Origin of the sequence: Sporolactobacillus shoreicorticis (assembly GCF_024125445.1) — a bacterium.
GTDB lineage: Bacteria > Bacillota > Bacilli > Bacillales > Sporolactobacillaceae > Sporolactobacillus > Sporolactobacillus shoreicorticis.
On record NZ_JAMXWM010000006.1, the window covers coordinates 1 to 15,481 of the forward strand.

General features: G+C 40.3%; 13 protein-coding genes. 8 read left to right on the forward strand and 5 right to left on the reverse strand.

All coding sequences use genetic code 11. From position 1 onward, the window contains the following. The first annotated feature begins 103 nt into the window (after positions 1-103). From NIE88_RS06650 to NIE88_RS06660, 3 genes are all read left to right on the forward strand, one after another. Positions 104-790, forward strand: a complete 687-nt coding sequence (locus tag NIE88_RS06650; RefSeq protein ID WP_253060545.1) for an N-acetylmuramoyl-L-alanine amidase — start codon at positions 104-106, stop codon at positions 788-790. A gap of 267 nt (positions 791-1,057) precedes the next feature. After that, entirely contained in the window at positions 1,058-1,204 is a 147-nt protein-coding gene (locus NIE88_RS06655) for a hypothetical protein (RefSeq protein ID WP_253060546.1), read from the forward strand. Positions 1,205-2,123: 919 nt separating this feature from the next. Continuing rightward, the gene (locus tag NIE88_RS06660) at positions 2,124-4,325 is read left to right on the forward strand and encodes a glycoside hydrolase domain-containing protein (RefSeq protein ID WP_253060547.1); all 2,202 of its coding nucleotides are present in this window, start codon (positions 2,124-2,126) and stop codon (positions 4,323-4,325) included. Between the two features lie 722 nt (positions 4,326-5,047). On the opposite strand, the gene NIE88_RS06665 is transcribed toward NIE88_RS06660, so the two are convergent. Together NIE88_RS06665 and NIE88_RS06670 are read right to left on the reverse strand one after the other, a co-directional pair. After that, positions 5,048-5,548, reverse strand: coding sequence for a YcxB family protein (locus NIE88_RS06665; protein ID WP_253060548.1), 501 nt, complete (start codon positions 5,546-5,548; stop codon positions 5,048-5,050). 468 nt (positions 5,549-6,016) lie between these two features. After that, complete coding sequence (locus NIE88_RS06670; RefSeq protein ID WP_253060549.1) at positions 6,017-6,628, reverse strand: hypothetical protein; 612 nt, start codon at positions 6,626-6,628, stop codon at positions 6,017-6,019. A 521-nt stretch (positions 6,629-7,149) separates the two neighbouring features. On the opposite strand from NIE88_RS06670, the gene NIE88_RS06675 reads away from it, so the two are divergent. Further along, the gene (locus NIE88_RS06675) at positions 7,150-7,671 is read left to right on the forward strand and encodes a hypothetical protein (protein WP_253060550.1); all 522 of its coding nucleotides are present in this window, start codon (positions 7,150-7,152) and stop codon (positions 7,669-7,671) included. Between the two features lie 158 nt (positions 7,672-7,829). On the opposite strand, the gene NIE88_RS06680 is transcribed toward NIE88_RS06675, so the two are convergent. The 3 genes from NIE88_RS06680 to NIE88_RS06690 form a co-directional block, all read right to left on the reverse strand. Beyond that, a complete protein-coding gene (locus tag NIE88_RS06680) occupies positions 7,830-8,516 on the reverse strand; it encodes a hypothetical protein (RefSeq protein WP_253060551.1) in 687 nt (228 codons plus the stop codon). A 182-nt stretch (positions 8,517-8,698) separates the two neighbouring features. Further along, positions 8,699-10,330: a hypothetical protein gene (locus tag NIE88_RS06685; protein WP_253060552.1), complete on the reverse strand. Its 1,632-nt coding sequence runs from the start codon at positions 10,328-10,330 to the stop codon at positions 8,699-8,701. Positions 10,331-10,333: 3 nt separating this feature from the next. Next, positions 10,334-11,131 carry an ABC transporter ATP-binding protein gene (locus tag NIE88_RS06690; RefSeq protein WP_253060553.1) on the reverse strand — a complete coding sequence of 266 codons (798 nt, stop codon included), beginning with the start codon at positions 11,129-11,131 and terminating at the stop codon, positions 10,334-10,336. A 482-nt stretch (positions 11,132-11,613) separates the two neighbouring features. Here NIE88_RS06690 and NIE88_RS06695 point away from each other — a divergent pair, with 482 nt between their 5' ends. From NIE88_RS06695 to NIE88_RS06710, 4 genes are all read left to right on the forward strand, one after another. Next, positions 11,614-12,384, forward strand: coding sequence for an ABC transporter ATP-binding protein (locus tag NIE88_RS06695; RefSeq protein WP_253060554.1), 771 nt, complete (start codon positions 11,614-11,616; stop codon positions 12,382-12,384). Between the two features lie 35 nt (positions 12,385-12,419). Further along, positions 12,420-13,241, forward strand: a complete 822-nt coding sequence (locus tag NIE88_RS06700; RefSeq protein WP_253060555.1) for an ABC transporter permease — start codon at positions 12,420-12,422, stop codon at positions 13,239-13,241. A gap of 18 nt (positions 13,242-13,259) precedes the next feature. Beyond that, a complete protein-coding gene (locus NIE88_RS06705; RefSeq protein WP_253060556.1) occupies positions 13,260-14,270 on the forward strand; it encodes an ABC transporter substrate-binding protein in 1,011 nt (336 codons plus the stop codon). Between the two features lie 761 nt (positions 14,271-15,031). Beyond that, a complete protein-coding gene (locus NIE88_RS06710; protein WP_253060557.1) occupies positions 15,032-15,391 on the forward strand; it encodes a Na-translocating system protein MpsC family protein in 360 nt (119 codons plus the stop codon). The last annotated feature ends 90 nt before the right edge of the window (positions 15,392-15,481 follow it).

Genomic DNA, 15,481 nt, shown 5'->3' on the forward strand with positions numbered 1-15,481 from the left:
AATGTCAAGGTTCGTAAACTTGTCCAAAGAGCAAGGGATGCATTTGGCAAATTCAGATCAAACATTGGTTAATCATTTTTTATAAAGTCTGGGGGGTTATGATATGATCATTCATCTTGATGCAGGTCATGGCGGTAAGGACAGTGGAGCTGTCGGGAATGGACTCAAAGAAAAAGATATTACCCTCGCTCTCGCAAAAACCGTTCGCACGATTCTTGAAAAAGACTACATTAATCTAGTCGTGAACATGACGAGAACAACGGATACGTTTGTAGCGTTATCTAGACGTGCGGAGCTGGTAAATAAAGAAAATGCTGATTACTTCTTTTCCATCCATGTCAACGCAGGTGGCGGGACGGGTTATGAGGATTATATTTATAATCAATCATCAACAGGTGGTGCTACGGACATCGCTCGTACAAAGATCCATAATGCAGTTTTGCCGGTGTTGAAAAAATACAATCTTGTTGATCGGGGTAAAAAGAAAGCAAATGATGCTGTACTCCGTGAAACAAAAATGCGAGCGATGCTGGCCGAAACCTTATTCATTGATACACAGTCCGACGCAAATTATTTAAAGAATCCTACATTTTTAAATGACATTGCTTATGCATATGCCAAAGGTTTGGCAAGTATTGTTGGTGCTACAAGAAAAAATGAAACAAGTGAAGAAATAAATACGACAACTTACTTAGTCCAAATTGGTGCGTTTAAAAATCGAAAAAATGCTGAATTACTAGTGAAGAAGGCGGAGAAGGCCGGATTCAAACCGTTCATAAAAATGAAATAAATAGCCAAGAAATCAGTTTCAAGAATCATTCAAAATTGGAATGATTACCAAGATAATAAAGATTTGATTGCTTATGCGAACTCAGCTCTTTGCAATTTGAGCTGAGTTTATTTATAATAAAGCAAAAGAGAACAAATGTTCTTATTTAGAGAGCTACTCATTGTTGCGGGATAATGTGCCTCTTAAACTTTTTGGTGAAAACGATACTAAGAGCATTAATGGAACCATTTTAACAAGAAAGTAAATTTTTTGATTGAAGGTATGCTTGTGAATGATGACGAGAAAGTCGATGTAATCTTTGAAACTAAAGACAATCACGATTATGACCACGGAACTGTGGCGCTTGTTTTTTTAGTCAAGGAAAATACCTTTTGTGAAGACAACTACGAATTTATTGATGGCTACACGAGATGATATTGAATCAATGCCGGATTGGTTTGGTTATCTGGATATGAAGTGATTTTGTAAAAGTTGTAAAAAAGTATTGGGGAAATTTAACATTGCCCATTGCCTACTGCTTTTCTAATGAGTGTCCCCCGTCCATTCATATAATGCATTGTTTCTGAGATCATCAAAAATAGATCAGGTCAATTTTCCAAACAATCAGCTTAACTATCAAGTCTAGCTGTAATAAAGTCTTGACGACTTCATTTTAAAATGAAAAGTGCCTTGGAATTTACTATTACGTTAATTCCATCTTTATAAGCTTCATTATTGTGCAGTAACCATTCCATTAGCTTTACTACATCTTGTTCTTTGAGATTTGTTGGTAACCAAACAAGCCATGTGGCGATATGGTTTACAAATAAAGCAAAGAAATGGTAACAAGATTTTGCCCTCTAAAAACGATCGGAAAAATATTGGTCATTAATTTTCTAGCTATCGCTTATTGTTGTTTAGTCAGCAAATAAGATGAGCGAGTATAATTTATAATGATGAAACAGAACATGATTAGCTTGAACCGCTCCCTGAAGTTGGTCGAATAAAATTCAACTTTAGGGGTTTTATTATGCCTAAATATTCACTGATTTTAAGAGCGAAGGTGGTCAGTGATGATCTCAGGTGGGAAGAAGGCATCAGTGTGTTATAAGTATCAGACTTCAAGTGCTCTTGCACGGGGTTACATCGCTATATCAACAGTTCTATTTTTTAGATCAAGAATTTTTGTTTATCAGATTCAAGTTATAAACGACCTTTGCAAAATTTTAATTGATTGTCGTCACAAAACAAGTTTCTGAGAGACACATTGAATTGTAGGTGATCAAAACAAATCTAAGTTCCTAGAGGAGAGTGGGTATCTTAGATTTGAAAAAAATGAAGTGGGTGATTTTTTATGGATGAAATGGTTTTGTTGACACAACAGTGGCTGAACAGTACTTATTCCGGAAGACATGGATACGAAACAATACCTGAGAATGGAAAAACCGGCTGGACAACCGTGTATGCATTAACCAGAGCATTGCAAATTGAGCTGGGGATTGCTGAACCATCAGATACCTTTGGCGATCAGACAAGCAACTTATTTTCCACCCTAACTCCTGGGATGGAAGGCAATCAGATCTATATTCTTCAAGGCGCATTATGGTGCAAAGGAATTGCCCCGGGTTCATGGACCGGTGAGTTTGACACGGATACAGCAACGTCAATTCAAAACTTCAAATCAGACGCCGGCATTGCAAGTGATGATGCTTCAGTGAATAGTACAGTAATGAAAGCATTATTGAATATGAGTGCTTTTGTTTTAGTATCTGGCGGCAACAGCCGGATTAGAACGCTACAGCAAAATCTTAACCATGACTATTTGGCTTATACTGGCCTTCAAGCATGCGACGGACTTTACGGACGGCAAACAAACACGGCATTGATTTATGCGCTTCAAGCAGAAGAGGGTCTGTCGACATCGGTGGCTAACGGCACGTTTGGTCCCTCAACAACAAGCAAATGCCCCACGCTACAACCTGGAGATTCACGACAGGCATTTGTAAAAATTCTACAGTATGCACTTTGTGTGAACAATTTCTATGATGGGGATTTTGACGGAATTTACTCAGAAAGTGTCACAACAGCTGTGTCAAACTTTCAAAAATTTATGGTTCTTCCTAAAACTGGGATTGCGAATATGACTACCATTAAGGGACTCTTATCAAGCGCTGGTGATACTAATCGCGATGCTTTGGCGTGTGATACTGCGACAATATTAACTGCAACGACAGCACAAGCGATTAAAAGAGCTGGATTTAATTATGTAGGGAGATATTTAACAGGAACAGTGGGGGGAGAAAAATCTAAAGCAATGACAAATGATGAATTAGAGGCAATTTTTGAAGCCGGACTTAAAGTATTTGCTATATACGAAAATAATGGAACAAATGCAGAATATTTTAATTTTGATCAAGGAATCACAGATGCGCAAGTTGCCGTCAATAAAGCTAAGCAATTAGGGATACCAAGGATCAATACTTTATATTTTGCTGTTGACTTTGATGCGATTGATGACGAAATCACAAATAATATCATTCCGTATTTTCAGGGAATTGCACAAGCATATGTTGATGATCCGGCCTATACAATTGGGGTGTATGGAACCAGAAATGTATGCCAACATGTATCTAATATTGCTATTTATAGCTTTGTTGCAGATATGTCAACGGGATGGAGTGGAAATCTAGGCTTTAAAATGCCTCAAAATTGGGGATTTGATCAGTTTAGAACAATTACGGTAGGCAACTCATCCCTTGGTTATGTTGAAGTAGATATGGATGGATACTCAGATAGAGATCCGGGCTTTGACACCGTTATCAAGCCATCAGAGACAGAAATAGAAGCTGCTCAAAAAGATGCTGCCCAGGATTTTATCAATACAATACCCAATCTTAAAGACTATTTTGCATCAATTGCGTTACAGTTCGAAGTTGAGTATATGGTTGTAAAAACCCCTTTTTTGGAGGTGGATGTTAGTTTCTCGGGGACTATTACCACGAAGTCATCAGAAGCGGTCAGCATTAGAGTTAAAAATGGAGATACTCTTGAATCTGAGTTTAATGTAATGGACGGATTGGATCAAATTGGTGGAAAAGCAAATATTGATATGACTAATCCAAAAAGCATTCTAAATGAATTAGCTGCATCTGTAAATAATGGTTCCATTCAGATTGAAATTGAACAACCAAAAGATCCAAATGGTGTATTAACCGTAAGTCTAACGGCAGTTATTGATAAAATTCCTGTTATCTCTCAACCATATTATGACACTGGTTTGGAACTTAAAATAACATATAAATTCAGCAATAGTACTGCTTTTCCTAATATTACATTACCGGATACGCAGCAAATCTATGACTTAAAAGATAATGAAGGGCAAGCAAATGTTAATTCAGGAATTGTATATCAAGCGATTGGCGCTATACAAAATATATATGGATTTGTTGACGAACATGCAGAAACAATTGGAATGGATGCTGGAGCAGCAGCTGCAATAGCAGTTGTAATTACTATACTAATTAGTGCTGCTGGAGCAGCAGCTGTGGCTGCATAATGATGCAGCAAAGAACCGTTAATATTAGATAATGTAGTTTTAAATTTCGAGATTATCAAAACCCTCTAACATAAGTGAATTTACAAAATACTAACTTTCTATATTAATAAACACTCATAAAAAGAGAGTAAGCAATAAGAAGATGATCCTATAAATAAATTGGATCATCTTTTTGTTCTACTGATATTGAACCGACTAAAAACGTGTGTGGCTCTAGATGAAAAATGAATGACATTGAGCGAGAGATGGATTGCAGTCATTACTTATACATTATTTAAGGAGGTACTACCTGGGTTTAGTAACGGACTTACATCCCAAGTAAATATCGACTATTTGCGGATCCGTAGGACCTTTAGTCCAATGGACATTTTCAATGATGGACGTAAGGATCCATAGAGCACGCAGTGTCCGAACGGTATCCGTCAACAAATCTAGATTGAATCCAGTCCATTAGGCATTCGTTTCTGCAACGTTCATGTAATTCTACTCGTGTCATGGATATCCTCTCGAACAATTAACAACTGGATTCTCGGAAATTTCTACTAAGGTGTCCAAAAGATTTTCATGACACACGGGAATGTAGATTGACAGAGATGTCATTGTGTTACAATTAAGTTATCGTAAGAAGTTGTCCATTACTTTACGCATTATAAATGCGACAAGATGCACAGCTGTTTCATTTTAAAAATATTGATTCGAATCTAGATATACGTACCAACAAGTCATTTGTTATTGATTTTTTTTGAAAGATTTGTTGCCATTAACTGTTTAAATAATTGGCTTTCCTGGACTGAGTTAAAATATCTTCTAGGAATAATAATTGCTCTGTTTTTTGAAACGTACAATAAGAATAGCTCTTTATACTGTTGAAAAGAAATAATATCATTCCAATCATATTGAGTTTTGGATTTTTCTCTTAAAATAGTTACTCCATTGCCATGAACGACAAATTGAGCATCCTTTTTTAATACTTGATCACTCCTAAACTCTTTAGAAATACGAAAATTCAAAAGAACTTTTATCAAAGTCATCGTTAAGAGCGCAATGATTGAAGAAATAATAAGTGATGGGATCCATGACATGCTTGTTAAATTAATTAGAAAAACGGTTATCCATAAAGTTAAAAAACCAATTCGAACAATTTTTTTGGAGTGATAATAATTAAACATTTTAAACTCCTTATACGTTAATCGTCCGCCAAATTTTATAATTTCTTTTTCCATAAATTGAATAGCCCCCTTATAATATTTCTATACACATTTAATCTAATATGTAAATAGTTTTATCACTTTGATCCTCGTCAGCAAAAGCGAGTGATTTATACGTGTCGTTAATTTATTGATTATCCATTTGTACTTCTTTATTGATAATTGGTAATAGTAAAATGGATTTGCATTTTCCAAAACTTTTATTTTATTAATTATACATAATCCGAGTGGGTATTAAAATAATGAAAATTACTATTGTTATGAGGAATAGAAGTTGTTGTCCATTGAGTTGGGGGTGACGGGAATCAGAATAAAACAGCACACTAGAATTACTCCTCATTTTTGAAAATTAATTAAAAGTAATAAGGTTGAGATGATAATCAACCTAAATTAGGTGAACTGAAAAAATGATGGTTCTTCCAAAACTACATATAATTAATTTCTTCTATTCATAATTATACATTTGTACAAGGTATAATTCCGCTATCTTTGCAGATTTTCAATTGTCTTCCGTTCATTTGCAAGTTGTGAAAAGTCATAATTATTCTGCCAGCGAGCCAATAGATCAGCGTATACTTTTCGATGTTTCAATCCGGACTTGTTAAGAAACACAGCATATGAAAGCCAGTCGATACGTTGTCTTGTCCGTTCCTTTGGGTGATTGATCATGCTCAATAAATATTTTTGTGCACGTTCATCGGTAACAGTAGCGCGATTAATCATTTTGTCTCCGAAAGGATTCGGTGCCAGCACGCCATCAAGGCCGACTTTCTGATACTTTTTATTTGAATTATAAATAGCGTTGGCTTCATAAAATGTCATAATCTCACCATTCGTTTTATTCCGGTCATATTTGTATGAACCAATAGGTTTCGGTTTAACCTTCCAATTGGATAATTCTGAAAGAGCATTCTTAGTTGCCAAACTTTGTTTTGCTTTCTTTTTAATCGATGCTAATTCTCTGGTGCCATCATCAACCTTTTTAGTGAGCACATTGACTTTTTTCGTGCTATTCGACCAGTTGACAGCAAGGACGGCATTTGCAGTAAGGCTGACCGTTAGGATAATCAGAATGATTAAATTAACTTTCTTCATTGTGATAAGGCTCCTTTCATTAAACCCGGAAATAGAGAATTCAAAATGGAACTATGGATGCACTCTAACTATGCTCATCCAGTTTGCTATACATCAGATGTTCCTAATCGGTTTACAATTTAATCATTTCGTATGCAAGTTTTTTTAGAAATTGCTCGAAAATGCAACACTTTTCTTGCCTAACCTATTCGACAAAAGTGTTCAAAATTCCTATTGCCTAATATTATTCCTCCATTAATTCCTATTTAGAACGACAAATGACACATGAAATGCATAGATGATCCTATAACGAGTTCATTTAATGTATGAACCGTTTTTAACCTTTTGAATTGAATGAATTATTATTTGTCACAATCATGAATTTCATGCAACACCTCAAAATGTGGATCGACAATGATGAAGCAGTATTTGTTTGACCACATAAATAAATGAGAGGTTAGGTGAATTTCATGGACTGTTATTGTTTGTATCGGGGTAATCCTGGTGATGATTTTGAGATTGAAGTCATCGGAGGCGGGCATATGCGACTGCGCTATGGACAAATTCTTTTTAAAAAAGGTTGGGAACCAGCCGGTGTACGATTTAGCGCGCGAGATCTGCACAATGATATTCCGAATGATGCTTATCCGGATTTCTATCTGTATGGAGATGGCACATTCGAATATATGGGACTGCCTCCGGATCATTTTCAGAAATTCGCAACAAAAGATGGCGTACCAGGTTATCAAGTAATTTGCCCACTGTATGATTTTAACAAGCACAAGAATGGACCGTCATACGCATACATGGATGGTTCAAAATACGGTTTGACAGAAGGAGTGGATATTTACAATCAAGATAACCAAAAATTTAACCACATTCCATCTGACTGTAAAGTCCTTATCCCCAATGGAAACTATGGAAAGACACCGTCGTTTGATGATCATGGAAAAATTTATGTTTCTGGCTGGCAAAAACCAAATGGATCTTATGTTTTGCAATCCGGATATATAGATCATGATCCGACACAATATCCGTCAGAACAGGGTATCAATCTTTTTTAGGAACACTATGATGGGAAAGTAAAAAATTCGATTGAAAACTTTTCAATGAATGAGCTTAGAAAAAAGTTGATTTTTCTAAGCTCTTTTCTTTTAAGAGAAAAAGGCTGTTTATCGCCATATTTTAACTTATGAAGAAATGAATAACATATAATTTTTGTTTACTCAATTCGATGAAACACGGAATTAATTAAGTCTTCATCATTGCTTAATGAAAATCGACGAGAGAAATGACGGCATAGTTCAATAAAATAGGGTTTTATCTTTACTATTGTTTTCATTATTTCATTGGCATTTCTCGATGCCGTCCAAGAGACCAGCAGGTTTAACTCTTTTTTACTTAATTTCGTCCGAATGCCTTCTATTTTAGCCCAGTCTCCATATGTGTTGGGCTGTGCCCCTTTTTCCATATACCAGCCAATTGTCATTAACTGGCGCAGCGCATCAAGATCATGAAGTGCATAATAATATTCCCCCCGCATCGATCTGCGATAGGCTTCGTGCACGTGGGCAAAACATTTGTTTCGCCAATCGAAATAGTCCTGAGTTGTATAGTCATACTTCATTTCTTTTGATTTTTTGGCAGTATTCTGTAGAAATCCACTCTCGGAATCCTTAATTATTTTGATCTTTTGCAGCCAAACGGAGGGACGAATCATTTCCGGAGTGTAGAAAAAAAGATCCATTTTAATAAAATTCGTGTAATGGACGACAAGCAGTCGAGAGAAATGTGCATTTTCAATAAACAAGATGTCACTCCATTTACTGGCCATCTCTATTTTATGATCAGTCAGTGATTTGAGTTGATCTGATTGGGTGATGATACGAAGATCAATATCAGAATACAAGTCTTCAGTTCCATTGCGACGGAGCCACCGAAAAAAGCACCTGAAATTCGCTGATCATTGTAAATAGCCTCTATAATACGTGTTTTTAGATTTTACGTTCTTCAGGAAGTCGTTGATCCTCCGAATGATTCATCAAGAGCAAAATCTCCTTTCTTGTGGCGTATGGTCACTCTTGCAACACATCACTCTTTTCTTACTCCTGTTTTCCACACAATCCCATTCGCGATGAGCAAGCAGGCGATGTAGATGTGAATACCGTATCCGGGAAGAGCCCAGCGAATGACAGCGTGACCTGCGGCGAACAACCCGGCGATGAGAAATAAGAATAAAATGGTTGCATTTCCACTCGTTGGCGCGGCGTCAAATGGTTCCGAGAACGGCAGTGTTCCATCCAAAAAGTAGTGATGGCTGATCACGATGAAAATCGAAGCGGTCAAGACCACGGCAATCAGATCGGGCAGGATGCGCTCATGAAAAAGAAACAGGAACAAAACGGATAAAATCAGGAATACCGGAAGAAAAAGCTGCGCGAATACCGCTTTGAGTGTTGCGGAAAAAATGGCCGACTGATTGGTGATTGGTGCTGCGCCGTATATCCACGCTCCTCGATGTGAGCTTGAGTATTTAAGCATGAAAAGAGAGGTTGGAATCAGAAGCAGGCTGAAATAGACATAGAAATAGCCCGATCCGTTACCCAATTGATCCCAAGACGCATCCCGCAAATTATTCATTAAAAAGATGAAGGGGAAGACAAGGGACATGCCAAGTGATGGATAGACCTTCAGCTTGAACATGCGATCCTGCTTTATCATTAAGGAAGCGAAACGGAAAAAGTGCCATTCTTCTTGCTTACGGCAGAGCAGTTTGCCAAGCAATCGGTTGAACCACGCGAGTCGCTTTTTGCCCTTTCCGGTTTGCACGGATAGTTTCATAACGGCGCGTTCAAAGGAGGCACTGAATCTATGATAAATCAAAATGAGTACAATAGGAACGACCAAACCGAGAACGCCAAGTGTTAGAAACGACGCATTATGATGCCCGCCGATCAGCCATTCGGTCATCGCGCCGAACCAAAGCGGCGGAACGAAAAACTGCCACCAAGACAGAGACAGACTGATGTGATTGACCGTAATATCGAACGCGCGAATAACGAGCTGGTAGCCGATGGCGATTGCGAATGACAGGAAAATCTGAACGTAGTTAATCACATCTTTAAGTCGCTCCCCGTCAAAAAATTTTAACACAATCAGATAGATGAACGTTGTGCAGGAAATAGCGATCAAATCGATGAGCACAAGATTTAATAGGAACAACAAGAGGAACAGCGGACCGCTGCGCATCAGACCGACAATCGCCGAAGGCAAACTGATCGCTCCGGTCAATAGGACGAGATAGATGCAGACGTGAACAGTTTTCGCCGCGTGCAATGTCCTTGAATCAATGGGTTTGGTCCATAAAATCGATTGGTCGCGCGCGTCAAGCAGTACAGCAGAGAAATCGGCGATCATTGCCGTCATGACCATAAAGAGAATAATACTGAAGACCAGACTCATTTTGAATAAATAATCGTTGCCAAGAAAATAAATCGGGACAAGAAACAGCCCGGTCAGTGCGTAGACCCAAAGCGATTTGAGAAACAGGTTGCCTCCTTTTTTCTTGTTCCGAGCTCTGTCGCCAAGCACAACGGGCGTTCGCCGCGCGTCCATCAGCAGCTTAACAGCCAGTATTTGCCGCATCACCGGATAATTTACATGCATTCGATCGAATACCCACTTGAGCCGATCAAACACTTTTAAGAAACGATGATCTTCCATAGATCACACCTCTTCCACTATTGAGACAAAGTTATCGGCAATCTGCGCATGCTGATGAAAGCCGGTCAGCTGATTGAATATTTCCTCCAGGCTGCCCTCTTTGTTCTGTGTCTTTAATTCTTCAAACGTACCATCAGCCGCAATTTGCCCATCATACAGGAGCACAATGCGATGACTGATCTTTTCAACAATATCCATGATGTGTGAGGAATAAAAGATGGTTTTGCCTTGATCGGCGAGTTTAGCGATAATCTCCTTGAAAACGAGGACACTATTTGCATCTAATCCGCTTAGAGGCTCATCAAAGAAGAGCAGGTCGGGATTATGAAGCAGACTTGAGATAATCAGCACTTTTTGCCGCATCCCTTTTGAAAATGAGGAGAGACGGGAGTCAACGACATCGGAGAGACCAAACTGCTCCATGAGCAATCTCCCTTTGCGTTCCGCTCTTTGGTCGTCCATGCCGTAGCAGCCACCGACAAAGACAAGATACTCGCGCGCGGTAAGCATGTCATATACTTCGGCTGTTTCGGGTACGTAGCCGATCCGGCTTTTGTACGAAATGCCGCTTGTTCGGATGTCCTTGCCGAACAGACGCGCCGTTCCTCCGTAGCCTTGCTGGAGGCCGAGTAAAATGCGGACGGTCGTACTTTTTCCTGCGCCGTTTGGACCGATATAACCAATGATTTGTCCGCTTCTGACCTCAAGATTGAGCCCCTTCAGAACCAATTGCCCACTGTAGTCCATTGTCAGCTCTTCCATTGATAAAATAACTTCCTGCTCCGTTTCGATTTTCCTCATCCCCCATATATTTCTATCTACTTTAGATTATCACTTCCCAGACAAGTTGTCCGTGAAAAAAATCCTCGCATCATTAACGCTCAATTTCTGACATGGGACAAGGATCAAACTGAATAACGATTAAATGAATGCCCTTTCACCAATCAAATATGTGTCATGGCAGGAGCCCAGAGCATATATCAATATCAGAGCCCAAATTTAGTGGCATGGACCGGATGGCGGTTCGACTGCTTTATTTAATAGAAAGATGTGGGTTTAGAAAGTACAAAATCTTAAAAGATTAGCGGGAGTAATGAAAGCAGTTCGGCAAAACGCCGCGCCTCGCGAATCACCGGAGGCCATCCATGGCTGCCGCAGCGAAATCTTCGCCTTAGGCGAGAGCTTAGCGAAGCCAGTTTTCTAATCTATGGAGGCGATTGTTTGATCAATAAGCATACTTCAGCCCCCAATTCCCGCAAACCACGAAAAGGATGTGGTGAACAGTGAGTGAGCTCGAGATTGCAGGATGCAGTAAATATTATAAGAAAAACGGTGAACCGATGTGCGCGTTGGCAGAGACCGATCTGCATGTTAAGAACGGACGCTTTGTCAGCATCATCGGTCCGAGCGGCTGTGGAAAATCAACCTTGTTCAATATCATTGCCGGATTGATCAGACCGTCCGGCGGTCACGTGCTGCTGGACGGCAAAGACATCACTCAGGAGAGCGGTCATGTCGGCTATATGCTCCAGAAGGATTTGCTACTTCCCTGGCGTTCGATTCTTGACAACGTGATTATCGGGCTGGAAATTCGTGGCGTCTCCAAAAAGCAGGCACGCGAGCGGGCGCTGCCCATGCTTAAAAATTACGGACTGGGAGGCTTTGAGTACGATCATCCGGATGCGCTGTCCGGCGGCATGCGGCAGCGGGCAGGCTTGATCCGAACACTTCTTTACGACAAAGATGTCATTCTTCTCGATGAACCGTTCGGAGCTCTTGACGCACAGACGCGCATGCAAATGCAGAATTGGTTGCTTGATATTTGGAAGGATTTTAAGAAAACGGTTCTTTTTGTCACACATGACATTGATGAGGCGATTTATTTGTCGGATGAGATTCATGTATTTACCCATCGTCCGGGAAGAATCAAAGCAACAATTGAAGTCGATTTGCCACGGCCGCGCAGTGAAAAGACACTCATGAACGACCGATTTCTTACATTAAAAAAAGAATTGCTTCTGATGCTGCGGGAAGAGCAGGTGTCGTCCAATTGAGTGAATGACATGTAAGATGAACGGAGGTGAAAACGTTGTCGGATCAATTAAAAGACAATGAGCCGTTTATTGAGGATCCGAGCGTCCGGACGACCAAATTGAGGCGGCGCGCATTTGTTGGTCAGGTTCTGGTTGGGGTGATCATTCTTTTTTTGTGGGAGTTTCTGACCCGGCTTGGCTGGCTGGACAGTTATTATTGGAGCAGCCCGAGCACGATCGTGCGCACCGGGTGGAAAGCGATCACCCAAGGAACGTTGCTCCAGGATTTAGCCTATACTTCGGGATCGACCATTCTTGGATTTGTGTCGGGTACGGCCGCCGGCTATATACTTGGTCTTTCCTTCTGGTGGTCGGAGCTTTATTCCAGAATTTTCGAACCGTACATGATCGCATTTAACGCAATTCCTAAGCTCGCGCTGGCTCCTGTACTTGTCATCATGTTCGGGATTGGATTTGATTCCAAGGTCGTCCTGGCATTTCTGATGACGATTATCGTTGCGGCGATCGCGGCTTGCAGCGGCGTACAAAGCGTCGACCGCGATCTTGAGAAAATGCTGGTATCACTTGGAGCGAAGCGGCGGCACGTTTTTATGAAAGTGGTTGTGCCAACCACAATTCCGTGGATCGTAAGCATTTTGAAAATCAATATTTCACTTGCACTCGCAGGCACGATTGTCGGTGAATTCATCAGCTCAAGGCAAGGAATCGGACGAATGATCTTATATGCTGGCCAAGTGCTTAATATCGATCTTGTATGGGTTGGTGTTGTTGCTCTTTCCCTGTTATCGATTGTGATGTATCTAGGAACGGTCTGGCTGGAACATGTACTGATGAAAGGAAGAGCACCTAAATCATGATTTGGAGGGATTTGCACGATGAAAAAAATAAAATGGGCGCTGGGCCTGCTTTTAATGGCTGCGCTTGTCTTATCCGGCTGTGCATCACAAGGAGAAAAGCAGAAAGAGAAGAGCATTGTTATTGCCGAACCGGTGCATCTGATCGCCTATCTGCCTCTATATGTCGCAATTGACAAAGGCTATTTTAAAGACGAAGGGCTTAATGTAAAAACAATCACCGCAACAGGCGGTGCCCATGTGACCTCGGTGGTCAGCGGTGATGCATGGGGCGTGATCGGCGGGCCTGAATCCAATCAGATTGCCAATTATAAGAGCAAAGATCCGATTACTTCTGTCGTTAATGTGGTCAACCGCGCCAATGTTTATTTAATGGCGAATAAAAAGTTGACATTGAAAGGTGACAGTGATCAGGATCTTGCAGCCTTTATGAAGGGCAAGACCATTGCTGCCGGTCGCTATGGCGGCAGTCCGAACCTGCTCACCCGTTACTTGCTGATGAAGGTTGGTTTAAATCCGAATAAAGATGTGAAGCTCGATGAACCCGCGGATGCGGCGGCGGTTGTTTCGCTTGTTTCACAAGGAAAAGCAGATATGGCTAACGGTGCCGAACCGCAGATTAATGAAGGCATCAAAAAAGGTGCCTGGAGTGAACCGTTTTACGGCTTCCCGAGTCTGGGCGATTATGCGTACTCCGTGGTCAGCGTCAAAGAGTCAACCATTAAAAAGGATCCGCAAACCGTTCAGAAATTTGTCAATGCCATGTTGAAAGGCCTGAAGCTTGTCAATGAAAACAAAGCGGAAGCATTCAAAGTGCTGCAAAAGGAATTCCCGACAACGCCGAAAGCGAGCCTGCAGGCGGCGATGGATCGCGCTTATAAGGATAACCTTTGGAGCAAGGACGGTTACATCACCAAAGCATCTGTTGCCAAACCACTGGATGTCGTCAAGAAAACTGGTATCTACACGCATGGTTATAAGTACAGCAAGCTTGTAGATATGAAATTTGTAAAGAAAGCACAGGATAAATAAAAAATAAACCTTCTGGTTGAGGCCTCCATGTGAAATCCGGATATTTCATATGGGGGTCTTTTAGATTGTGAACCAAATGTATGGGTAGCGCGCTCCTGCGGGACCGTACTTCAGCACTAGGCTGACTTTAATTTAAGAAAAACCGGGCAAAAACGCCAGGTCCATACTTCCGCAGGATGTGATGACTTTCGCGTTGCATACAAGGACGTATGTGCATTTAGCAAAAGTTCCTTACATACGAAAACTCCTTTACTCCAAATATGGTTTTGAATCATCAACCTTGTCTTAACCAGACATTTCTGTTTCATAAAGCATTCCGGTCCTTAATTAAGTAACGAGTAAAATAAGCGGAAATTTTCCGGCTATATGCATCTTGGCGCTTGTTTCGCAGGTAAATAAGGGTAATTTTTCCGCTTATCCAAAGAAAAGCCCTCCATTTTCACGTTTTTCGATTTGATAAGCGGAATTTTTCCGTTTATTTCTCAGGCTGGGCGCTTACCTGATCGCCCAACCGATAAGCGGATCAGTGCGGATTGGAAATCAGCATCTTATGACATTGATTGTCGTACCAACAAACCAAAACGATAAACGTTCTTTACCCTGAAAAAAAACTCCGGACAAATCCCCCAAAAAAATATGTCAGATTATCTAACCTTGATATTGCTTTTGAAATTAATACATGATAGATTGTATTCATAATATTTGAAAATATATTTCTTTCATATTCACTGATGAGAGGTGCCACAGCGATCAAAGGTCAATTGCCAACGTCATTGGGTGAGTTTAAGCAAGGAATCATGAAAGAATATAATCTAGTTAATCAAATGGTGTTTAAGGTTGGTGTAACAGAGCAGAAAGTGAGTGTGTTCGAGGATAAGATCATTATCGTAGCGAAACACAAGCGCATTCCTGTTCTGGAAATCATCGATGAAGCAAACAGTAATCTTACCGAAATTGTGGACAAGATTTTGATCGGAAAATCAAAAGAATTGCTGAGTTCTGCGATTGCGAAGCAATTTGGTCTTAATGTTCACTTAATTCTCAAAGATTATGACCCTAAGAAAGAGGTCAGCGGAACTTTAATCATAACGGATAAAAATTTTCATGAATATGGCTGGTAGAATGAGCTCATCGTAAATTGAGAGCAGGACAACCGTCAGGATAAAATCAGAAGCAGTTTTTTCTGATTTATTCCCACGGTTGTCTTTTTA

What these genes read in the sequence shown, in the direction of transcription:
- NIE88_RS06660 (WP_253060547.1), top strand. Translation starts at nt 2,124, where the DNA reads ATGGATGAAATGGTTTTGTTGACACAACAGTGGCTGAACAGTACTTAT.
- NIE88_RS06670 (WP_253060549.1), bottom strand. Translation starts at nt 6,628, where the DNA reads ATGAAGAAAGTTAATTTAATCATTCTGATTATCCTAACGGTCAGCCTT.
- NIE88_RS06705 (WP_253060556.1), top strand. Translation starts at nt 13,260, where the DNA reads ATGAAAAAAATAAAATGGGCGCTGGGCCTGCTTTTAATGGCTGCGCTT.
- NIE88_RS06665 (WP_253060548.1), bottom strand. Translation starts at nt 5,548, where the DNA reads ATGGAAAAAGAAATTATAAAATTTGGCGGACGATTAACGTATAAGGAG.
- NIE88_RS06685 (WP_253060552.1), bottom strand. Translation starts at nt 10,330, where the DNA reads ATGGAAGATCATCGTTTCTTAAAAGTGTTTGATCGGCTCAAGTGGGTA.
- NIE88_RS06675 (WP_253060550.1), top strand. Translation starts at nt 7,150, where the DNA reads ATGCGACTGCGCTATGGACAAATTCTTTTTAAAAAAGGTTGGGAACCA.
- NIE88_RS06690 (WP_253060553.1), bottom strand. Translation starts at nt 11,131, where the DNA reads ATGAGGAAAATCGAAACGGAGCAGGAAGTTATTTTATCAATGGAAGAG.
- NIE88_RS06650 (WP_253060545.1), top strand. Translation starts at nt 104, where the DNA reads ATGATCATTCATCTTGATGCAGGTCATGGCGGTAAGGACAGTGGAGCT.